Source organism: Butyricicoccus sp. AF35-5AC, from assembly GCF_003477715.1.
Classification (GTDB): Bacteria; Bacillota; Clostridia; order Oscillospirales; family Butyricicoccaceae; genus Agathobaculum; species Agathobaculum butyriciproducens.
Window position 1 is genome coordinate 215,113 of record NZ_QUDX01000005.1, and the last position, 21,556, is coordinate 236,668.

The window sequence follows — 21,556 nt, forward strand, 5'->3', positions numbered from 1 at the left end:
CCCGCAGCAAATCGCCTGCTCTGTCCACGAGAATGCTTCTTTTTCCGCAGTTTTCCTCATTAAAAAAATCCCTGCACAGAATTCTTACTCTGTACAGGGATTTTTTACTTGCGTTTGCGCTTAGGCTTCTCCTCGATGCCGGTGGACACAATATAATTCTGCCGGAACTTATTCGGCGGCATACCGACGTTTTTGGTAAACTGCAGATTGAAATAGCTCTGCGTGTCATATCCCACCCTCTCTGCGATACGCGTGATGGACAGGTCGGTCGTGATCAGCAGCGTCTGTGCTTCACCGATGCGGCGGCGCAGCAGATACTGCACGGGCGAATACCCGCTCATCTGCTTGAAAACATGCGATAAGTAATACGGACTGATGTGCAGCGCCTCACCCATGCTCTGCAGCGTGATCGGCTCCATATAATGCTTGTCAATATATTCCTTAATCCGTCTGCCGAGAATGTGCGGCTCCTCCAGCGGCTTTTCCGACTCCGCGTGAGAACCGGCGGTGACCGTCAGCACCGACATCAGCAGCGCGTGCATCAGCGAACTGCAGAACAACTCAGCATTCGGCTCGCCTGCCGACAGGGTGCGGAACATCATTTCAAACAGGCAGTGCAGATCAGCAAAATACTTGCCGGTCGGGAATACATAGCCCGCATCATCCGGAATGAGTGCGTTTTCGCGCAGACCGGGCATATGCAGCCCGCCGACGGCAATGCAGTAGCTGCCGACCTCCATATTCGGACCGGAAACCTCGTCGTGCACCACGCCTGCGTTGTATACGAGCAGATCACCCGGCTTGATGATGACTTTTTTATCGTGAATCAGGTATTCACTTGAACCGCTGCAAATGAGAATCAGCTCGACAAAATCCTCATGCGCATGCATGACACGCGGATGCGCACTGGCATCCGGTCGGATTTCACTGACGTAAAGCAGCTTCGGCTGATTCTCCCCCTCAAAAATTGATTTAACTTCCTTCTCTACAAAGCACTGTACGTTCAGGCTTGCCTTCGGCATAGTTTTTTGCAGCTCCTCTCTTTCTCTGACGGTGATTTTACTCTTATAAAAGTATAGCACACGGGTCCGTTGTGCGCTAGCACATATTTGCTTTTGCAGACCGCCGTATATCGTGCTTTTTTGCGGTCGGGCTGAGAATAATTATAAATTCTTGCTATTTGCAGATTCTTGTTTTTTGTTCTCGCTTATTTATAGTATAGCATATCCGACCGAGAATCTTCCGTATGTTTCTCTGCGGTTTTTCAGCTTTCGCAAACCTGCCGATTCGGCGGTCTCCGACCGGCAAAAAGCAGGATTTATAAAAACAGGCGCACAGCCTCAAACCCGCTCCGAAAAAATACTGTGCATTTTTACCGCCGCTTTTACCTCTAATATATTATATATATGGGATTTTCGGGTGTCCGAAAAAAAGTTTCCGTTTTTTGAATCAAGCCAAGAATCTAAAAGAAACCGTTCGCCATATCTGCTAAACTATAAGCACAAAGAGAAGAAAGAATCTCACAGCTCAGTTGTGAGATACAACAAGAATGAAAGGACGAAGCATTATGTTAGATCCCAAAAAGGTTAAAATCGGTATCGCGCCTATTGCATGGACCGAGGACGACATGCCGGAGATGGGTGCTGAAAACAGCTTCCTGCAGACGATCAGTGAAATCGCTCTGACCGGTTATGTTGGCACCGAGATCGGCTGCCAGTTCCCGCGTGATCCGGCGATTCTGAATAAGGAGTTTGGCCGCCGCGGTATTTCCGCCATCACCGGCTGGATCAGCACCTACTTAAATGAACTGCCGATGTGGCAGAACGAGCGTGCGTTCGTTGACCACATGAACTTCCTGAAGTCGATCGGTGCTACGATTATCAACACATCCGATCAGTCGTTCTCCATTCAGCATCAGTGGAACACTCCGCTTTCCAACAAGAAGGTGCTGAACGACGATGAGTGGGAGGTACTGACCAAGGGTCTGGATCACCTCGGCAAGATCGCTTATGACAGCGGCATGAAGATCGTGTACCATCATCACATGACGACTACCGTGCAGAAGACCGACGAAATCGACCGTATGCTCGCTATGACTGACCCGAAGTACGTCAGCATGATTTACGATACCGGTCATCTCACCTTCTCCGGCGAGGACCCGATCGAAATTCTCAAGAAGCACCACGACCGCATCGGCCATGTCCATCTCAAAAATGTCCGCAAGCCTGCAATGGACAAGTGCTACGCTGAGAACAAGAGCTTCCTCCGTTCGATTCCGGAAGGCGTGTTCACCGTTCCCGGCGACCCGGAAGGCTGCGTAGACTTCCCGACCGTATTCAAGCTGCTCGACGAGTACAACTACGAGGGCTGGCTGGTCGTAGAGGCTGAGCAGGATCCGGCTATCGCAAATCCGCTCGAGTACGCCCGCATGGCCCGCGCCTACGTCAAGGAGCACACCGGACTGTAAGTTAACCCATTATTTTCAAGGCAATACCGCATAATTGGACAAGAGCGATTTGCGAGTAAATTTTGCGTACTGACGAGGCGCGGTTTTGCGGTAATACTTGACGTATTACCGTGAAATCGCAACAAAGTCAGGGCACAAAATTTCCGCAAAGCGCCGCAGCTTTAATTGTGCGGTGTTGCCTTAATAAAAAGAGCAAGAAAAGATCGCAAAGGAGAGTATTACTATGAAAAAACTGAAGATCGGTATCATCGGTGTAGGCCGTCTGGGTTATGAGCACGCCTGCAACATTGCAAACCGCGTTCCGGGTTCGGAACTGGTAGCTATCGCAGACGCAAACTTCGACCGCGCAAAGCAGGTCGCTGAAGAACTGGGCGTAACCGCCGTTTACAACGACCCGAAGGATCTGTGCGCTGACCCGAACGTTGAGGCCGTTGCCATCATCACCAACACCGCTTCTCACGTTGAGATGATCAAGATTGCGATGGACGCAGGCAAGCACGTTTTCTGCGAGAAGCCGCTGGCGGACACGGTTGAAAAGTGCAAGGAGGCCGAGGCCATCATCGCCGCTCACCCGGAGCTGACCTTTATGCTGGGCTTCATGCGCCGCTATGACCACTCCTATCAGGTAGCTAAGAAGAAGATGGAAAACGGTGACATCGGTGATGTTATTCTGGTTCGCTGCTACTCGCAGGACCCGATCTCCATCATCGAGGGCACCCTGGAGTACGCTCCGCGCTCCGGCGGTCAGTTCATCGATATGTCCATTCACGACTTCGACCTGATTCGCTGGCTGACCGGCTCCGAGGTCAAGGAGCTGTGGGCTACCGGCGGCTGCTACGAGTTCAAGCAGTACAAGGACTGGGACGACGGCGACAACGTTTCCGGCCTGATGAAGATGGAAAACGACGCTATGGCATTCTTCTTTGCCGGTCGTGCAGCAGCTCACGGCTCTCATGTTGAGACCGAAATCGTTGGTACCCGCGGCACCCTGCGTATCGCATCCGTTCCGACCGACTCTCTCGTAGAGGTTATGAGCCAGCACGGCGTATGCCGCGAGTGCTATCAGGACTTCATCACCCGTTGGCACGATGCATACATCACTGAGATTGAAGAATTCTGCGACTGCGTAGCAACCGGCCGCAAGGCAACTCCGGGCGTTATCGACGGCACCCAGTCCACCAAGATCGCCTTCCGCTGCAAGGAGTCCTTCCTGACCGACAAGAAGCTGACCCTCGAATAATCGTTCTCGAAACCGCATTCTTATTCCACATTCAATTTATTCTCTCTTATTTATATTCAAGTCTCCAAACAGAATACAAATACAGCCTAATTCAAAAAGAAACCCGGGAATCCTTCGATTCCCGGGTTTCGCCTTTTATTCCACCGCCAATACGCTGCGGATCGTGCGGCACACGCCGTCCTCATCATTGGATGGACAAACATGCTTTGCGACCTTCTTGAGCCGCTCATGTGCATTCGCCATCGCGTAGGACTCGCCCACCGAGCGCAGAAGCTCTACATCGTTCAGATAATCGCCGAACGCCATGCACTGCGCGGGTGTGATGTGCAGATTATCGCACATAACGCCCACGGCCACGCCCTTGCTCAGCCCCAGGCGCATCAAATCCACCCAGTCCGCGCCGGAGAGCGCTACCTGCAGCTTATCGTCGAACATCTGCCGATAGTACGGCAGCACGTTGGTTTCCGCTGCATTTTTGCAGAAAAGCGCCACCTTGCACACCGGCTCCTGCTGCACGGCTTCAAGCAGATCAGGCACCTTTTTGCGACGCGCGTAGTACATCGCCATGTTCTCCACGAACACCGGATCGTCGTCCTCGTAGGCCGCGCCGTCCTGCATGGACGCGATTGCGTGCACATTCGGCAGACCGCGCGCCAGCTCCACAGCCGCGCACACCAGCTGCTGCGGCATGGCCTCGAACGACACGATTTTGCGTCCGTCGCACACCATGCCGCCGTTTTCGCTGATGTACATCAGCTCGTCCGCTATCTCTCCGAACTGCTCGTACAGGTTGTAATACTGCCGTCCGGATGCAGGTGCGAAGCGTACACCAATCTTTTTCAGTGTGCGCACCAGCGGAAAAAAGCCCTTGGGCAGCTGCTTGCGGCTGGACAGCAGCGTGCCGTCCATATCTGCGGCGATCAGTTTGATCGACATGGTTTACCGTTCCTTTCCGGCGGTCTCCTCCGCCTCGAGCGTATGTTCTTCCTCGACAAACATGACTGCAAAGACCAGACTCAGCGGGATACAGGTCAGCAGCAGCGCTTTTTCGCCAATTCTCGCGGTCGTCAGTGCGCCAATCGCACCGCCGAGGATGAAAAACAGGATGATTGCGTAATAGTTGCGCGTTTTGCGGATCGCATTCCGGTCGCCGGTCTGTGCCCAGATCACAAGCTGCTCGGTGCCCGAACGCAGGTTGCCTGTACACATCGTGGTTGCAAATGCGCTGCCGCGCACCTTGCGGAACGACTCGACCTGCATCGCGCAGATGAATGAGATCATAATGTTGACCGTGGTATTCAGCGTCTGCGGCATAAAAGCCGCTGCAATCAGCAGCACGATCTCGACCAGCACGACAATCTGTCTCCAGTGAATGTTGATGTCGCTCTGGCGTTTTTTGTACCGCCGCTTGACAATCTCCGCCGCCACAACGCCCAGTGCGAACGCCAGGATCGGTAAGAGATACTCGGCCGCACGCAGCCAGTTGCCCTCGGCAATATTCGCGCCGAACAGCACAATATTGCCGGTCTGCGCGTTGGCGAACACCTTGCCGCGGCAGAGATAGGTATATGCGTCAAAAAAACCGCCGGCCATAGCCAGCAGTGCACCCAGCAGCAGCGATTCCGACATCTGCCCGTGCGCTCGTCTCATGGAAATTCCCCCATTTCACTTCAGCAGAGAACTTTTCTTTGTCTTCTAGCGGCTATTATAGCACAAAAAATCCCCCGATTCAATCAAATCGAGGGATTTATATTCGGTCAATATGCCGAATTATTCAGTGATACTGATACAATTCCTCTGCCGGAAATTGTATCATTTGCTCTCCGCGATGCGAATACGGTTTACCGCCTTTTTCAGCTTGCCCTGTGCGATATCCATTTCACGGTCGCCGGTCTTTTTCTGCAGAATCGCTTTCGCACGGTCTGCGGCCTCACGGGCACGGGCAACGTCGATTTCGTCGGCCCACTCGCAGGTACGCGCCAGCACGACCGTCTGCTCTGCCGAAACATCCACAAAACCGCCCGAAACCGCCGCTACACGGCGTTCGCCGTTCCGGATGATGGTCAGGCCACCGGTGCCGAGCGCCGCAACATACGGCACATGGTTCGGCAGGATGCCGACATCGCCCTGTGAGGTGCGAACCACGATACGGTCCACTTCACCGTCGAAAAACTGCTTATCGACCGTGAGCACCTTGAGATGAAAGGTAGCCATATTATGCCCCCTTCTTAGCCTTCTCCACTACCTCGTCGATCGTGCCGGCAAACAGGAACGCCGACTCAGGCAGATCGTCATGCTTGCCCTCAAGAATCTCCTTGAAGCCGCGGATGGTCTCAGCGACCGGCACGTACTTGCCCGCCATACCGGTGAACTGCTCTGCAACATGGAACGGCTGCGAGAGGAAGTTCTGGATCTTACGGGCACGGGCAACGGTCAGCTTGTCCTCGTCGGACAGCTCATCCATGCCGAGGATGGCGATGATATCCTGCAGGTCCTTGTACTTCTGCAGAATGGACTGCACCGCACGGGCAACCTCGTAATGCTCCTTGCCGACAACGTCCGCCGACAGGATACGCGAGGACGAATCCAGCGGATCAACCGCCGGGTAAATACCCATGGATGCGATATCACGCGACAGAACGACCTTTGCATCCAGATGCGAGAACGTGGTAGCCGGAGCCGGGTCGGTCAGGTCATCGGCAGGCACATAAACAGCCTGTACGGACGTGATCGAGCCCTTCTTCGTCGAGGTGATTCGCTCCTGCAGCGCGCCCATCTCGGTTGCCAGCGTCGGCTGATAGCCTACGGCAGACGGCATACGGCCGAGCAGCGCGGATACCTCCGAGCCGGCCTGCGTGAAGCGGAAGATGTTGTCGATGAACAACAGCACGTCCTGACCCTCGACATCGCGGAAATACTCCGCCATGGTCAGACCGGAAAGTGCAACGCGCATACGCGCTCCGGGCGGCTCGTTCATCTGGCCGTAAACCAGCGCAGTCTTGTTGATAACGCCGGATTCCTGCATCTCGTTGTACAGGTCGTTGCCCTCACGGGTACGCTCACCGACACCGGTGAATACCGAAATACCGCCGTGCTGCTTTGCGATGTTGTTGATCAGCTCCATGATGATAACGGTCTTGCCGACGCCTGCGCCGCCGAACAGACCGATCTTGCCGCCCTTGGCGAACGGCGCGATCAGGTCAACGACCTTGATGCCGGTCTCAAGGATCTCGGTCGTGGACTGCTGCTCCTCGTAGGACGGCGCCGGACGATGGATCGGCCAGCGCTCCTCGCCCTCGACCGCCGGCTTGTTGTCCACCGGCTGACCGAGCAGGTTGAAGATACGTCCGAGGTTCTTGTCGCCTACCGGCACCGTGATCGGGCTGCCGGTATCGACTGCCTTCATGCCGCGCACCAAGCCGTCGGTGGATTCCATTGCGATGCAGCGCACGGTATCCTGACCGATGTGCTGCGCAACCTCGACCGTGATGATCTGACCGTGGTTGTCGATCGTAATAGCATTCAGCAGCTTCGGAAGCGCGTCAGCGGCAAATTTAATGTCAAGCACCGGTCCGGTAATCTGGACAACGGTGCCAATATTCTGCTCACTCATTGGCAAAACTCCCTTAATTCAGTGAGGAGTTAGGAGTGTGGAGTTTCCCTTTGGTTTATCGAGTCTGCTGCGAATAAAGCATGCCGCAGCACTCCTACCTCCTAACTTATTTTAAGCTCCTACCTCGCCCGAGCCGGCTACGATCTCCGTAATTTCCTGTGTGATCGCTGCCTGACGCGCACGGTTGTAGGACAGATTCAGATTTTCGATCATCTCGCCCGCGTTATCGGACGCAGCCTCCATTGCCATGCGGCGCGCGGACTGCTCGGAGCAGTAGCTTTCGACTACCGCGCCGTACAGCACGCCGTACAGATACTCCGGAATGACTGCATCAAACACGCTCTCCGGCGAGGGATCGTATTCGGTCAGAACATGGGCGCCTGCCGGCTGCTTGTCTGCCGCGTCAAAGTGCGCAGGCAGCAGCTTGAGGCACTTCGGCTCCTGCTGCAGAGGGGAGATAAACTCCGTGTAGCACAGGAAAACCTCGTCCACCCTGCCCTCGCGGAACAGCTTCAGCATGTCCTCCACGATGGGATGCGTATCACTGATGCGCATGGTCTCGGCAATGCCGGGATAGTCCGCCGCCACCGTTACCGGACGCTTTGCGTAATGCTCCTGCGCCTTTTTGCCGATGGTGATGACCTGTGCCTGCTTGCCCTGCATCTCGGCAGCGGCGAGCTTGAACAGGTTGGCGTTGTAGCCGCCTGCCAGTCCGCGGTCGCCCGCGATGACGATGTACAGGCTGTTCTTGACCTCACGCGGTCTGGTATAAACCGATTCGCTGCCGCGGGTCGCGCCCGCAAGGCGGGTGATGGTCTGATACAGCGCGTTAAAGTACGGACGGGCCCCGAGGGCACGCTCCTTCGCGCGGCGCATCTTGGAGGACGCAACCAGCTCCATCGCCTTGGTGATCTGCATGGTGGACTGCACCGATTTGATACGGCGCTTGATGTCCTTCATATTTCCGGAAGCCATTTTCAGTCCCTCCCTTTCGCGTTAGTGCTCGGAAAGGAACTTGCTCTTGCATTCCTCGATTGCCTTTGTCAGCTTTTCCTTCACATCGTCCTCCAGCTTGCCGGTGGTGCGGATGGACTCCGGAATGTCGCCGTAAACGCTGTCCACGAAGGAGAACAGCTCCTTCTCGAACTCGCCGATCTGATTTGCCGGAATATCGAGCAGTGCGCCCGAAACAACGGCATAGATGATGATAACCTGCTTTTCGACCGGAATCGGGCTGTTCTGCGGCTGCTTGAGCACCTCTACGATGCGCGCGCCCTGTTCCAGACGCTTCTTGGTGTCCGCGTCCAGGTCGGAGCCGAACTGCGAGAACGCCTGCAGCTCACGGAACTGCGAGTACGCCAGCTTGAGCGTACCGGCAACCTTCTTCATCGCCTTGATCTGCGCGTTGCCGCCGACGCGGGATACCGAAATACCCGGGTTTACCGCCGGACGGATACCGGAGTTGAACAGCTCGGTCTCGAGGAAGATCTGACCGTCGGTAATGGAGATTACGTTGGTCGGGATATACGCCGAAACGTCGCCTGCCTGCGTCTCGATGATCGGGAGTGCGGTCAGGCTGCCGCCGTTCTGGATGTTCGCTGCACGCTCGAGCAGACGGGAGTGCAGATAGAATACGTCGCCGGGGTACGCCTCACGTCCTGGCGGACGGTGAAGCAGAAGGGAAAGTGCACGGTAAGCTACCGCGTGCTTGGACAGATCGTCGTAAATGACCAGAACGTCCTTGCCCTTGTGCATGAAGAATTCACCGATCGAGCAGCCCGCGTACGGTGCAATGTACTGCAGCGGTGCAGACTCGGATGCGGTTGCGGCTACGATGCAGGTATAGTCCATCGCGCCGTTGGCCGCGAGCGTTTCTGCAACCTGTGCAACGGTCGAACGCTTCTGACCGATTGCTACATAGATACAAATAACGCCTGTGCCCTTCTGATTGATGATGGTGTCCAGACAGATCGCGGTCTTGCCGGTCTGACGGTCACCGATGATCAGCTCACGCTGACCGCGGCCGATCGGGATCATGGAGTCAATCGCCTTGATACCGGTCTGGAGCGGCACATTAACGGGTGCACGCTCGATGATGCCCGGTGCGGGCATTTCGATCGGACGGCTCTCCTTGGTCTCGATAGCGCCCTTGCCGTCGATCGGCTTGCCGAGTGCGTCAACAACGCGGCCCAGCATGGCTTCACCGACCGGGACCTCTACGATTCGCTTGGTGCGCTTTACCGTGTCACCCTCGCGGATATTCTGGTCCGAGCCGAGGATAACCGCGCCGACCAGTTCTTCCTCCAGGTTCTGCGCCATGCCCTGCACGCCGCCCGGGAATTCGAGCAGCTCGCCTGCCATGCAGTTTTCAAGGCCATGGATATGCGCGATACCGTCACCGACGGTAACGACAGTACCTACGTCGGTCAGCTTGATCTGGCTCTGATAATGCGTGATCTGCTCCTTGATAATGCTGCTGATCTCTTCGGAGCGCAATTCCATAAAAATCACCTGCTTTCCTGTGTACCGGTCAACCGTGCTGCAAGCTCTTCCAGACGGGTGCGCAGGCTGGTATCGAACTGCTCGTTGTTCACCTTAACAACGATGCCGCCCATAATACTCGGATCGACCGAGCATTTCAGCTCTACCTTTTTACCCGTAACCTGTTCCATCTTGCCGCGCAGCTTGTCGGTCAGCGCCGCACTCATCGGCACCGCCGTGACCGCCAGCACCTCTACGATGCCGTTTTCAAAATAATACTGCTCCTTATATGCCTGACACATCTCGTGGATAAGGCCGATGCGGCCCTTATCCGTTACGAGCATCAGGAAATTGAGCAGAAAAGGCTCGATACGTCCCTCGAACACGGTTTTGAGGACCTTTTGCTTGTCCTCCGCCGCGATAGAGGGCGTTGTGAGCATTTTGAGGAAATCCGGTTCGCTGTCAAACGCCGCGCACACCTCGGTCAGCTGATCGAGATACAGCTTTTCCTGCTTCTCGTCCTGCGCGACCTCGTAAAGGCTCAGTGCGTAGCGCTCGCTTACCATATCCGCCATGTTTGCTCACCCCACCTTGTCAATAAAGTCTTCGATAAAGCGTTCGTGATCCTCCGGCTTTACATCGCGCTCCACGATCTTGGAGGCGATCATCACGGACAGATCCGCAACCTCATCCTTGAGTTCCTTGTGCGCCTTGATGCGCTCCTGCTCAATGACGCGCTCGGCCTTCTTGACCATAGCGGATGCCTGCTGCGAGGACTCGCGCAGGATCTCATCGCTGCGCTCTGCCGCACGTCGGGTAGCGGAGCCGACGATCTCGGCAGCCTCCTCCTTCGCCTTGGACAGACGCTCGGTGTATTCGCTGCGCATCTGCTCGGCCTCGCTCTGCGCCTTCTCGGCGTTGGAGTACATGGACTGTACCTCCTCGCTGCGAGCAGCGAGCATCTTGCGCACCGGCTTGTACAGAAACTTCTTGATGATCAGGAACGTGATGAGCGTGTTGCACATCGTCACGAGGATCTCCCACCAGCCGATGCTAACGAACGCTTCATATAATGCTGCTGTCACTGGTTTACCTCCTTCCCAAACGGAAGAATCCGTTTCGTCTTTTCAATCATAGACCGCTCAATACGCGCGGTCTATAAAGAGGCAATATTTCAACTGGCAAACCCAGTTGGGATATTGACGCTTCCCTTAAAACTGACTAACAAACGGATTGGCAAACAGCAGGATCAGCGCGATAACCAGCGCGTAAATACCGGTGGACTCTGCCATTGCGATACCAAGGATCATGGTACGGGTGATATCGCCCTGCGCCTCCGGCTGACGGCCGATTGCGGAGCACGCCTGACCGGCGGCATAACCCTCGCCGATACCAGGGCCAAGGCCGGCGATCATTGCCATACCTGCACCAAGAGCGGACATACCTGCTACGAATGCTTTGGGATCCATACTTTTCTTCCTCCTAATTCAGATAACGAAATTGGAATTTGTTTTTTCTTCACGTCAGCTGTTTCTTGCGTCACCCACATAAGCCATGGTGAGCATACTGAAGATGAACGCCTGCATGCAGGCCGTGAAGCAGTCAAAATACAGCGACAGCACACCGGGCAGACCGATCTGCAGCAGCGCGATATTATCGGGCAGGAAACCCAATACCGCATTAGACAGCACCTTGAGTGCGCCCATGATCAGCGTAGTGATGACAAGGCCGCCTGCCATGTTGCCGAAGTGACGGAACGACATGGAGACCGGCGTTGCGATCTCGCTGAGCACGTTAAGCGGCGCCATGACGAAGATCGGCTCGAGGAAACCTTTGAGGTAGCCCTTGATGCCGCCGTACTTGATCTTATTGAACGTGATCAGCACGAACGTGATGAGCGCCCAGCCGAGCGTGGTGTTCAGGTCTGCCGTGGTAGAGCGCATCCAGAACAGGCTGGCCAGTGAACCGAACAGCGAGCTCATCATCAGCGTCATAATGTACGGCGAGAAAGCCTGACAGCCTTCACCCATCGTGCTTTCGACCAGACCGTCGATCATCAGCACCGCCTTTTCGGCCAGTGCCTGCTTGCCTTTTGGGATCTTCTGCATGCGGTGTGTTAAAAAGATACACAGGAACAGGATAAACGCCATGATGATCCATGAGTTTCTCATGGTCTCCGTGATCGGCAGATTGGTATTGCCGAACAAATAACCCAGTATTTTAGGACCGTTTATTTCGACGTTCAACCGTTTAACCTCCTTTCCGCTGAACTGCGTGGCGCCAGAGGAGCAGCGCCTTGGTGAAAAACAGCGGAATGACCGCTGCAGCTGCGTTCAGATACGGCAGCTTGATCGCCGCGATAACGAACACCGCCGTGAGCATGTAGCGAACTACATAGCCGCGCCGCGTAATGCGAATGCCCTGTGCCGGCGGAAAGGCGGTTGCCCTTACCGTGCTCCTGCCGATCATATAGAACAGCAGCAGCGCGAACGCCGTACCGAGCAGAACGCTTGCGCCGGACCGAGCGATACCCTGTCCGCAAAGAGCGAACACACCGAAGGTCACCAGCGCCAACGGGAGCATGCCGCGCAGCATGCGCTTCGTTTCCTCATAAACGATGTGCATTTCCGTCACAGCTCCTTTTCTTTCTCTGCGCTTTCTCTGGCTTTGCGCTCGGTAAATCGCAGAAAGTCACGCAGGCTGCAGGCTGCAACCGCGATACCGAGCAGGATTCCGATAATCACCACACCGTTGCCCCAACCGAACCGGTTGCGGAGCCATATCGCTCCGAAGCAGCAAAGCACCGGCGGTGTGATCACTGTGAAGCCTACCTGAGAAAAATAGATCAGGTAGCGCAGCACACTAAAGCCTTCTTTCCCTCTTTGCAATCGCATTCCCCCTTCATGAACGCCATAGCAACATTGTACAAAATGCAGCGTGCTCTCTCGGCACGCTATATTACTTATTATAAACAACTTGCCCAAAAAGTAAAATACTTTTGCTCAGAAAAGCTAAATATTTTTTGTGACTTTGTGTCGTATCATACATTCTGCACAAATTATTCTTATTAAGTATATGTAAAATGCCAGATTGTCTTTTTTATCACAAAGGGAAAAAGACGCAGCATTCCCCATTGTTTTTTTCTTACCAGCCCGGCTGCGGGCAAAAGAAAAAAGCAACGACTTTCATCGTTGCTTTTTTGTGCTTGCGATATGTATTTCCGTTTAAGGATTACAGGAAACGCTTCATGCCTTCGGTAGCAGACTCCGGCTCCTCGCTGAGCGAAACGGTGAAGTTTACGCTGTGCTTGGAAGAGAATGCGTCCAGAGCGACGAGGAACTCCTCAGCCTTGGCTGCGTCCTTGCCGCCGATGATCTTGTACAGACCGTCGATGAAGACACGGGTGATATCGTAGTTGCCGGCATGCAGACCGCCGACAAAGCCGAGCAGGCTTGCGATGTCGCTAACCGGATAATCCGCTGCGTCGATCAGACGCGCGTCATGCGAGATATCGAAAGTCAGCTTGTTGCCGCGGGAAATGCAAACGACACTGCCCTTTTCTTCTTTTACTGCAGCGTTGACCTGATCAATAAGCTCCTTGGTCTTACCGGAACCGGTACCGCCAATAATAAGTTTTACCATAGTTTTTATCCTCCCAACCTTTGAGGTTGCTATTAGTGTACCATAGTTTAGCCAAAATCACAAGTCCGAATTGCAAACTTTCCGTCATTTTGTATGGTAATTTTCTCAGCCTTTCCAATTTTGTTCGGAAAACGCCGGATTTTGACGTTATTTTTCATCTTTTACAACATTTCCTGCAAGGCCGCGCACAAAGGAAATAAGCAGCTCAGGCAGTCCGAGCGCGTCCACACCGGCTTGGGCGATGATGGGAACGGTCAAAACCGTCTCTCCGCCGGCGGATACCGTCATTTCGCCCAACCGCTGACCGGCCTGTATCGGCGCGGTGAGCGTCTCCGGCAGGTCGAACGCGGTCTGCATATCCCCTGCTTTCGTCTTTTCGATCACGAACGAATCACTGCCCTCGAGCACCGGCTGCACGGTCTCCGCGGTGCCGAGCGTCACCGGAATGGGTGCCAGATCGTCAGCCGCAGGCGTGTACGCCGTGAAGTTGGCAAAGCCGTAATTGAGCAGCGCGGTCGCGTCCGCTGTGCGGTTCTCCTTGGTGGGCGCCGCCATCACGACCGCTACAAGGCTCAGTCCGTCCCGCTCGGCACTTGCAGAAATGCAGAAGCCGGCCTCGCGGATGTAGCCGGTTTTGAGACCGGTCAGACCCTGATAGCTTTTGAGCATCTTGTTCGTGTTCGCCAGACCGAATTTGCCGCCGCGCACGGTGTCCATCCAGATGCCGGTGTACTCCAGTATTTTCGGGTGGCGCAGCAGCTCGCAGGAAATAAGCGCAAGATCGCGTGCCGAGGTCAGCGTCTTTTGACCTTCGCCGTCCAGTCCGTTGGCGTTGACGAACGTTGTGTTCGTGCAGCCGAGTTCGCGTGCGCGCGTGTTCATCCGTTCGACAAAGGCGGCCTCTGTGCCCGCCAGATGCTCCGCTACCGCAACCGCACAGTCATTCGCTGAACCGACCGCAATCGCCTTGAGCATTTCATCCAGTGTCAGCTGCTCGCCCGGCTCCAGCCAGATCTGCGTGCCGCCCATCGAGCAGGCGTACTCACTGCCGGTTATCATGGTGTCCAGTGTCACCTCGCCGCGCTCGAACGCCTCCATCGCCAGCAACATGGTCATGATCTTTGTCACCGACGCAGGCTGCAGCTGCTCGTCGGCGTTATAGACGTAAAGCTCCTGCCCGTTTGCCGCATATAGTGCCGCCGATTTCGCGTAGAGCGCGCCCATTTCGGGCAGCGCCGCCGCCTGCACCGTAAACAGACCGCTGAGCAAGGCGGCACAGATTAATTTCCGCACATCCACTCACCCTTTCAGCATAGCCTATGTGCGGCGGAACGCAATTATGCAGTCAGGCAGGAGTTAGGAGTGAGGAGGTTTCCTTAATTAGTAATTAGGCGTTAGTAATCGGCGGAATCTGGTGTGTTCTTCCAGTATTCCGGATTTCTTGGCGAGAAATCGCTATTTCTTGGCGAGAAAGTACACAGTGAACGGGATTTATCGTACGGAAAATCCACAGAGCAGAGAAGAGTACAGAAGAGCAGAGAACAGTACAGTAGAGCAGACCAGAGCAGAGAAGAAAAGAGTAGATAGTACAGGAGAGAACAGCAGAGCAGAACAAAATTGAGAATGGAAAATGACTGACTGATCCTGATTTGACGGTTCTGATGGAGAGAGTGAATTTATTTCTCTGAATAAAAAAATGGAGAACGACCTACCCTGAGGTTCATTCTCCATCTTCCATTATCCATTCTCAATTATCTTCCACGGTGCGACCGTACCGAACGAATGAAAATTCCACCGGGCCTCGGTGAGCGACAGCCCATGATTCTGGTCGCTCGGCTTATCCGGCTCACCTTCGACATCGTAATCAATCTCCCAGCCGCACATCGGGCAGATATAACCCCAGGAAGGATTCTCGGGGATCTCTGCGCCGCAGCACGGACACGGCTCGGTCGGCGTTTCCGGCAGCCAGCTCATATCCGGCTCGGGTTCCTCGTCCTCGGATACGGCATCCGGCCGAAAGTACGGGTCGAGCACCTCCTCGTCCTCCCGCTCCTGCACGCCGTCGAAAAACGCCTCCGGCAGAAAGGCATACTCGTCCTTATTCAATTTCGATCAGCACCGGACAATGATCCGAACCGAACACGTCGGTCAGGATGCGCGCGTCCTTAACCCGCTGGGCAAAGCGATTGGACACGAGGAAATAGTCGATACGCCAGCCTGCGTTCTTCTCTCTGGCGTGGAAACGGTAGCTCCACCACGAATACACGCCCTCGAGCGTGGGGTTAAAATGGCGGAACGTATCCGTAAAGCCTGCGGCGAGCAATTCGGTCATCTTGCCGCGCTCCTCGTCGGTGAAGCCTGCGTTCTTGCGGTTGGTCTTGGGGTTCTTGAGGTCAATTTCCTCATGCGCGACATTCATATCGCCGCACACGATGACCGGCTTCTCCGCATCCAGCTTTACCAGATACTCGCGGAAGGCATCCTCCCACGTCATGCGGTAATCCAGACGCTTCAGCTCATTCTGCGAGTTGGGCGTATACACGGTAACGAGGTAGAATTCGCCGTAGTCGGCGGTGATGACACGACCCTCGTGGTCGTGCTCCTCAATACCAAGACCATAGGCGACGCTCTGCGGCTCGGTCTTGGTAAACAGCGCCACGCCGGAGTACCCCTTCTTCTCTGCCGAGTTCCAGTATTCGCGGTAGCCGCCCTCAAGCGGCACATCAGCCTGTCCCGGCTGCATTTTGGTCTCCTGCAGGCACAGCATATCCGGCTGCTCGGCGGCGACGAAATCAAGGAAACCCTTGCCCATGCACGCACGCAGGCCGTTTACATTCCATGAAATCAGCTTCATTTGCGTTCTCCTTCACGCTACGATGCGGACGGTATTGCCGTCCGGGTCGAGCACAAAACTGCCGTAGCAGCCATCCTTGCCGACAACAGGGCCATCCGTGATCTCATAGCCCTCCGAGCGCATCTGCTCGGTCAGCGCGTCCACGTTCTCGCGAGTGCCCGCCTTGAACGACGTATGCGCCCAGCCGGTCCACAGACGCGAGTGCTCGGCATCCTCAAACTGCGGACGGGTCACAATTTCAAGCCGTGCGCCGTCAGCGAAGGACACAAAGCACGCCTGCGTGCCGGTCTCCTCATTCTGATACAGCTTGCCCGCCGTACCGTCAAAATATTTGGTGTAAAATTCACACAGACGCTCTAAATCACGCGTGTACAGTGCAATATGGTCGATCTGCATAACAGAAACTCACTCCTTTACAATACCGCTCTCGTCAATGCGGCGAACCGCCTCTGCCATGCGCTCGGGCGGAACGACAAGCGCCATGCGGACGTAGCCTTCACCCTGCGCACCGAAGGCGCTGCCCGGAACCACGATAACGCCGGTCTTTTCCATCAGCTCAATGGCGAAGTCCACCGAGGACGCAAAGCGCTCCGGAATCTTCGCCCAGACGAACATGGTGCCCTGTGCATCCGGCACGTTCCAGCCGATCGAGCGCAGACCGCCGCACAGCGCGTCGCGGCGCGCCATGTAGCCGGTGCGGTTGCTCTCTACCACATCCTGCGGACCATTGAGCGCGGCAGCCGCACCCGCCATGATCGGGTAGAACATGCCGTAGTCGATCTGCGAGCGAAACGCGCGGAAACGGCTGATGACCTCGCGGTTGCCGAGTGCGAAGGACACGCGCATGCCGGTCAGGTTGTAGGTCTTGGACAGCGAGTTGAACTCAATGCCGACCTCCTTCGCGCCCGGAATGGACAGGAAGGACAGACCCTTTTCCCCGTTCAGCATAATGTCGGAATACGCGTTGTCGTGCAGAACAATGATGTTGTGCTCACGCGCCCAAAGGACCAGCTTTTCGTAGAACCTGCGATCGGCAACGGCGGTGGTCGGGTTGTTCGGATAGGAAACAACGATCGCCTTTGCACGCTCTGCCACGTCCTCCGGGATATCGTTAAAGTCCAGCTGCCAGTTTTTCTCGGCGTACAGCGGGTACAGACCGACCGTTGCGCCGGTCATCATTGGGCCGAACGAGAAGATCGGGTAGCCCGGGTCCGGTGCAAGGATCAGGTCGTTCGGGCCGGCGAAAGCAAAGCCAACGTGTGCAATGCCCTCCTGCGAGCCGCACACAGCCATGATCTCGTCGTCGGCAAGCGTGACGTCATAGCGGCGCTTGTACCAGTTTTCTACGGCGTCGAGCAGCTCGCGCGTTTCGTTCAGCGAATACTTGTACATATCCGGGTCGAGTGCAGCGCGGCTGACGGCCTCCATCACATGCTTTCCCGGCTGAAAATCCGGCGTGCCGATGGACAGATTGATGACGTCCATGCCGCCTTCGAGGAGCGACTTCTTGCGCTCGTCGAGCTTGTTGAAAATATTGCTGTCTGCGATTTCTCCCGCTTTGATGAATTTCATGCTGATTATCTCCCAAGTAAAAATTCTATAACCGTCCGGTTGAAGCGGGACGGCTGCTTTGCTGCAACAAAGTGGTCACCGTCGCGGAAAACCTCCACTTCACAGTGGGGAATGTGCGAGGCCATCTCCTTTGTCTGCTTTTCGCGTATTGCATCGTGCTCGCCGACGATGATGAGGGTCGGCATGGTCAGCCGCTCCAGATCGTTCATCGTCACCCCGTACGGGTGCACCATCAGTCCGAGCACATCCCTTCGGCGCGCCGCCTTTTTGCTGAAATGGCTCAGCGCCGCAGCAACACCGTAGCCTGCCATAACGGGCAGCTGCACCTGCGGCTTGACGCCGCTGAACATCTCCACATTGGCCGCGTTGAGGATGAGTTTATCTATATATTCCGGGTGCGTCAGTGCGAATTTGATCGCCAGATTGCCGCCGTCCGAAAAGCCGAGGAAGTGCGCTTTTTTCACGCCGAGCGTGTCCAGTACGGTTTTGAGATCCTCCGCCATCATTTCAAACGACAGGCCGTGCCCGCCGCTCCCGGAGGCGCCGTGCCCGCGGCTGTCCACCGCAATAACGCGGTAAAAGCGGGTCAGCTCGGGTATCTGGGCGTTCCAGTACGAGCTGTCCTCGCCGTTGCCGTGCAGCAGCACAAGCGGCTTTCCTCGGCCGACATCGTAATAAGCAATCCGGGCATCGCCGCACACGACGAATTCCGGTTCATAACCGAACATATCTATTTCAAACCCTTTCTGCATTGCTCCACAAAATCAGTCGGGTGATGGATGAGAGCGGCGGTTTCCTCCACGGAACGGCCCTCGTCCAGCAGGCGAAGTGCGATGTGCTCCATGGACTCACCGACCTCGATCATATGCCAGTCCGGGTCGTACAGGCGCACCACACGCTGCTGCCACGCATGCGTCATCGGCGGATGCACCAGTTCCACGTCCAGGTGTCTGCGCAGCTTTTCCGTGAACGCGTCAAAGTCGTCCACTTCAAAGTAAAGCTCCATGTTGTGCGACTGGTGCAGGATCGTGGATTTGGGCACGCCGGTCAGCCTGTCAAAATCCTGCTGAACGGAAAAGCCGCCGGAAAACGTCACGTTTCCGCCTAAATCCAGCACAACCTCCTGATCGAACAGATCATGGTAAAATTTCTTTGAAATCTCCACATCACGCACCGCCAGCAGCGGCATTCGGAACTTTATCATAGTGCAGCCTCCATCAACCCAAACCAAAAGCGGAAAATCCGCTCGGAATAGAAACTAAATTTTCTGTTTGGCTTCTATTTTATCACATTTTGATGAATCGGTAAAGTAGGCATAGAAAAAGGGAATGAATTTTACTTCATTCCCTTCTTTGCGATCAGATTGTCGCAAGAACGCTCTTTGCAAACTCCAAATCCGCACGTTTAACGTAGATTTTGTAAACGACTCTCGCCTCGGCATTCATGCCGAACGTGCCGGACGAACGCCGGTTTTCGAACAATCCGCCGCTCATCAGATCGACAGTTTTCGTGGCCGCATCTATGCCTTTCGCGCTGAGTGTCTTAACGATTTTGTCCATCTCCGCCATGGTGAAAACTTCGGTAAGCTCTGTTTTGAACAGCATTGCATTCCCTCCCTGTGCAATTCCGTAAATGGTTATCCTGCCTTGTGCTTATCATACCCCGGAGAGTGCGGCTTGTCAATCGTCATACGACAGCCGGATTACTGCTTTTAATAAACAGGCGCGAGGAAAGAAGAGGCAACGGTGTAAAATTAAATTGAGACATAACAAAAACCCGGGCTTTCGTTAAAAAACTCGGGTTTCGTGGTACACCATCACGGGCTCGAACCGTGGACCCACTGATTAAGAGTCAGTTGCTCTACCAACTGAGCTAATGGTGCATACTTTTCTTCGAGAAGAAAAGTATGCAAAAGAAGCTTTACCTGCGCTCACGCGCTATCTTCTTCGCTGTTTTCTCTCTCAGAAAACTTTTTAGAAGGTCTTTACACCCTCAAAACTGAACAATCCTACTCGCAAGCTATTTCTTCGAGGTTACCTAACATTTAAGGTCAAGCCCTCGGCCTATTAGTATCAGTCCGCTCCATACATTACTGCACTTCCACTCCTGACCTATCAACCTTGTAGTCTACAAGGGGCCTTACTCCCGAAGGATGGGAACACTTATCTCGAGGGGAGTTTCACGCTTAGATGCCTTCAGCGTTTATCTCGTCCGTACTTAGCTACCCAGCTATGCCCTTGGCAGAACAACTGGTGCACCAGCGGTACGTCCATCCCGGTCCTCTCGTACTAAGGACAGCTCCTCTCAATATTCCTGCGCCCGCAACAGATAGGGACCGAACTGTCTCACGACGTTCTGAACCCAGCTCGCGTACCGCTTTAATTGGCGAACAGCCAAACCCTTGGGACCGAATTCAGCCCCAGGATGCGATGAGCCGACATCGAGGTGCCAAACCTCCCCGTCGATGTGGACTCTTGGGGGAGATCAGCCTGTTATCCCCAGGGTAGCTTTTATCCGTTGAGCGACGGCATTTCCATTCACATACCGCCGGATCACTAACTCCAACTTTCGTTACTGCTCGAACCGTCATTCTCGCAGTTAGGCTCGTTTATGCGTTTACACTCAGTGCACGATTTCCATCCGTGCTGAACGAACCTTTGAGCGCCTCCGTTACTCTTTTGGAGGCGACCGCCCCAGTCAAACTGCCCACCTGACAGTGTCCCCCGACCAGATTCATGGTCGCAGGTTAGAATCCCAATATCCCAAGAGTGGTATCCCAAGGTTGGCTCCACGAACGCTGGCGCGCTCGCTTCCTAGCCTCCCACCTATCCTGTACATGGAATACCGAGATCCAATATCAAGCTACAGTGAAGCTCCATGGGGTCTTTCCGTCTAGTTGCGGGAAACCGGCATCTTCACCGGTACTACAATTTCGCCGGGCGGGCTGTTGAGACAGTGCCCAAATCGTTACGCCATTCGTGCGGGTCAGAACTTACCTGACAAGGAATTTCGCTACCTTAGGACCGTTATAGTTACGGCCGCCGTTTACTGGGGCTTAAGTTCGCACCTTCGCTTGCGCTAAGCACTCCCCTTAACCTTCCAGCACCGGGCAGGCGTCACCCCCTATACGTCATCTTTCGATTTAGCAGAGAGCTGTGTTTTTGCTAAACAGTCGCTTGGGCCTTTTCACTGCGGCCTGCTCTCGCAGGCGCCCCTTATCCCGAAGTTACGGGGCCAATTTGCCGAGTTCCTTAACAACCCTTCTCCCGTTGGCCTTAGAATACTCATCCCATCTACCTGTGTCGGTTTGCGGTACGGGCACCTTAGTATACACTAGAGCTTTTCTCGTCTCTCTCGCCATCTACTTCCCTACTATATTTCGGTCCCTTACGCCCGGGGCAACCATCGCCCGGGATAGACTTAAAGAAAGCGTCCCTCTAGCTTAAATGTTCGGTGGTTACGGAATTTCTACCGTATGTGCATCGCCTACGCCTTTCGGCCTGAGCTTAGCTCCCGACTAACCTTGGGCGGACGAACCTTCCCCAAGAAACCTTAGATTTTCGGCCATTATGATTCTCACATAATTCTCGCTACTTATTCCGGCATTCTCACTCGTATGCAGTCCACCAGTGCTTCCGCTCTGACTTCGCCCCGCATACGACGCTCCCCTACCCAATGCATTACTGC

24 protein-coding genes, 1 tRNA gene and 1 rRNA gene (1 of these 26 cut by a window edge) are annotated in these 21,556 nt (G+C 54.9%); 2 read left to right on the plus strand and 24 right to left on the minus strand.

Annotated features, from left to right (window positions below; genetic code table 11):
* Positions 1-104 precede the first annotated feature (104 nt).
* Positions 105-1,022 carry a helix-turn-helix transcriptional regulator gene (locus DWZ82_RS08750; protein WP_118480247.1) on the minus strand — a complete coding sequence of 306 codons (918 nt, stop codon included), beginning with the start codon at positions 1,020-1,022 and terminating at the stop codon, positions 105-107.
* A gap of 545 nt (positions 1,023-1,567) precedes the next feature.
* Here DWZ82_RS08750 and iolE point away from each other — a divergent pair.
* Positions 1,568-2,467: a myo-inosose-2 dehydratase gene (gene iolE, locus DWZ82_RS08755; RefSeq protein ID WP_110436673.1), complete on the plus strand. Its 900-nt coding sequence runs from the start codon at positions 1,568-1,570 to the stop codon at positions 2,465-2,467.
* A gap of 223 nt (positions 2,468-2,690) precedes the next feature.
* The gene (locus DWZ82_RS08760; RefSeq protein ID WP_116705252.1) at positions 2,691-3,707 is read left to right on the plus strand and encodes a Gfo/Idh/MocA family oxidoreductase; all 1,017 of its coding nucleotides are present in this window, start codon (positions 2,691-2,693) and stop codon (positions 3,705-3,707) included.
* A gap of 135 nt (positions 3,708-3,842) precedes the next feature.
* Here the strand turns inward: DWZ82_RS08760 and DWZ82_RS08765 are convergent, their stop codons facing one another.
* The 23 genes from DWZ82_RS08765 to DWZ82_RS08875 all read right to left on the minus strand — a co-directional run.
* Positions 3,843-4,643: a Cof-type HAD-IIB family hydrolase gene (locus DWZ82_RS08765; protein ID WP_118480249.1), complete on the minus strand. Its 801-nt coding sequence runs from the start codon at positions 4,641-4,643 to the stop codon at positions 3,843-3,845.
* 3 nt (positions 4,644-4,646) lie between these two features.
* Positions 4,647-5,357 (minus strand): YoaK family protein, encoded by a 711-nt coding sequence (locus DWZ82_RS08770; protein WP_118480251.1) that lies wholly within the window; start codon positions 5,355-5,357, stop codon positions 4,647-4,649.
* 162 nt (positions 5,358-5,519) lie between these two features.
* On the minus strand, positions 5,520-5,921 hold the full coding sequence (gene atpC, locus DWZ82_RS08775; protein WP_118359608.1) for an ATP synthase F1 subunit epsilon: 402 nt from the start codon (positions 5,919-5,921) through the stop codon (positions 5,520-5,522).
* Position 5,922: 1 nt separating this feature from the next.
* Complete coding sequence (atpD, locus tag DWZ82_RS08780) at positions 5,923-7,320, minus strand: F0F1 ATP synthase subunit beta (protein WP_117750882.1); 1,398 nt, start codon at positions 7,318-7,320, stop codon at positions 5,923-5,925.
* Positions 7,321-7,431: 111 nt separating this feature from the next.
* On the minus strand, positions 7,432-8,295 hold the full coding sequence (gene atpG, locus DWZ82_RS08785) for an ATP synthase F1 subunit gamma (protein WP_118480253.1): 864 nt from the start codon (positions 8,293-8,295) through the stop codon (positions 7,432-7,434).
* A gap of 21 nt (positions 8,296-8,316) precedes the next feature.
* On the minus strand, positions 8,317-9,822 hold the full coding sequence (atpA, locus tag DWZ82_RS08790) for a F0F1 ATP synthase subunit alpha (RefSeq protein ID WP_118359612.1): 1,506 nt from the start codon (positions 9,820-9,822) through the stop codon (positions 8,317-8,319).
* 5 nt (positions 9,823-9,827) lie between these two features.
* Positions 9,828-10,376 carry an ATP synthase F1 subunit delta gene (atpH, locus tag DWZ82_RS08795; RefSeq protein WP_110436665.1) on the minus strand — a complete coding sequence of 183 codons (549 nt, stop codon included), beginning with the start codon at positions 10,374-10,376 and terminating at the stop codon, positions 9,828-9,830.
* Between the two features lie 6 nt (positions 10,377-10,382).
* Positions 10,383-10,886 (minus strand): F0F1 ATP synthase subunit B, encoded by a 504-nt coding sequence (gene atpF / locus DWZ82_RS08800; protein WP_118285957.1) that lies wholly within the window; start codon positions 10,884-10,886, stop codon positions 10,383-10,385.
* A 126-nt stretch (positions 10,887-11,012) separates the two neighbouring features.
* Positions 11,013-11,270 carry an ATP synthase F0 subunit C gene (atpE, locus tag DWZ82_RS08805; protein WP_117490611.1) on the minus strand — a complete coding sequence of 86 codons (258 nt, stop codon included), beginning with the start codon at positions 11,268-11,270 and terminating at the stop codon, positions 11,013-11,015.
* Between the two features lie 54 nt (positions 11,271-11,324).
* Positions 11,325-12,047: a F0F1 ATP synthase subunit A gene (locus DWZ82_RS08810; RefSeq protein ID WP_242988059.1), complete on the minus strand. Its 723-nt coding sequence runs from the start codon at positions 12,045-12,047 to the stop codon at positions 11,325-11,327.
* Between the two features lie 4 nt (positions 12,048-12,051).
* Entirely contained in the window at positions 12,052-12,426 is a 375-nt protein-coding gene (locus DWZ82_RS08815; protein WP_110436662.1) for an ATP synthase subunit I, read from the minus strand.
* Between the two features lie 5 nt (positions 12,427-12,431).
* Positions 12,432-12,689 (minus strand): AtpZ/AtpI family protein, encoded by a 258-nt coding sequence (locus DWZ82_RS08820; protein WP_158557226.1) that lies wholly within the window; start codon positions 12,687-12,689, stop codon positions 12,432-12,434.
* 343 nt (positions 12,690-13,032) lie between these two features.
* On the minus strand, positions 13,033-13,443 hold the full coding sequence (locus DWZ82_RS08825; protein WP_117750885.1) for a hypothetical protein: 411 nt from the start codon (positions 13,441-13,443) through the stop codon (positions 13,033-13,035).
* Positions 13,444-13,590: 147 nt separating this feature from the next.
* Positions 13,591-14,736: a D-alanyl-D-alanine carboxypeptidase family protein gene (locus tag DWZ82_RS08830; RefSeq protein ID WP_147356921.1), complete on the minus strand. Its 1,146-nt coding sequence runs from the start codon at positions 14,734-14,736 to the stop codon at positions 13,591-13,593.
* A 444-nt stretch (positions 14,737-15,180) separates the two neighbouring features.
* Positions 15,181-15,549, minus strand: a complete 369-nt coding sequence (locus DWZ82_RS08835) for a CPCC family cysteine-rich protein (protein WP_118480257.1) — start codon at positions 15,547-15,549, stop codon at positions 15,181-15,183.
* Positions 15,542-16,297, minus strand: a complete 756-nt coding sequence (locus DWZ82_RS08840) for an exodeoxyribonuclease III (RefSeq protein WP_118480259.1) — start codon at positions 16,295-16,297, stop codon at positions 15,542-15,544. Before DWZ82_RS08840 ends, DWZ82_RS08835 begins: the two co-directional genes overlap by 8 nt.
* 12 nt (positions 16,298-16,309) lie before the next feature.
* Positions 16,310-16,693, minus strand: a complete 384-nt coding sequence (locus tag DWZ82_RS08845; RefSeq protein WP_110436655.1) for a VOC family protein — start codon at positions 16,691-16,693, stop codon at positions 16,310-16,312.
* Positions 16,694-16,702: 9 nt separating this feature from the next.
* Positions 16,703-17,869 carry an aminotransferase class I/II-fold pyridoxal phosphate-dependent enzyme gene (locus DWZ82_RS08850; RefSeq protein ID WP_118480261.1) on the minus strand — a complete coding sequence of 389 codons (1,167 nt, stop codon included), beginning with the start codon at positions 17,867-17,869 and terminating at the stop codon, positions 16,703-16,705.
* A 5-nt stretch (positions 17,870-17,874) separates the two neighbouring features.
* Positions 17,875-18,597, minus strand: a complete 723-nt coding sequence (locus DWZ82_RS08855) for an alpha/beta fold hydrolase (RefSeq protein WP_158575161.1) — start codon at positions 18,595-18,597, stop codon at positions 17,875-17,877.
* A gap of 2 nt (positions 18,598-18,599) precedes the next feature.
* The gene (locus tag DWZ82_RS08860; RefSeq protein WP_117490698.1) at positions 18,600-19,070 is read right to left on the minus strand and encodes a VOC family protein; all 471 of its coding nucleotides are present in this window, start codon (positions 19,068-19,070) and stop codon (positions 18,600-18,602) included.
* A gap of 157 nt (positions 19,071-19,227) precedes the next feature.
* Entirely contained in the window at positions 19,228-19,473 is a 246-nt protein-coding gene (locus DWZ82_RS08865) for a hypothetical protein (RefSeq protein WP_118480265.1), read from the minus strand.
* A 202-nt stretch (positions 19,474-19,675) separates the two neighbouring features.
* Positions 19,676-19,751 (minus strand) — tRNA-Lys (locus DWZ82_RS08870).
* 164 nt (positions 19,752-19,915) lie between these two features.
* A 23S ribosomal RNA gene (locus DWZ82_RS08875) occupies positions 19,916-21,556 on the minus strand (it continues 1,263 nt past the right edge of the window).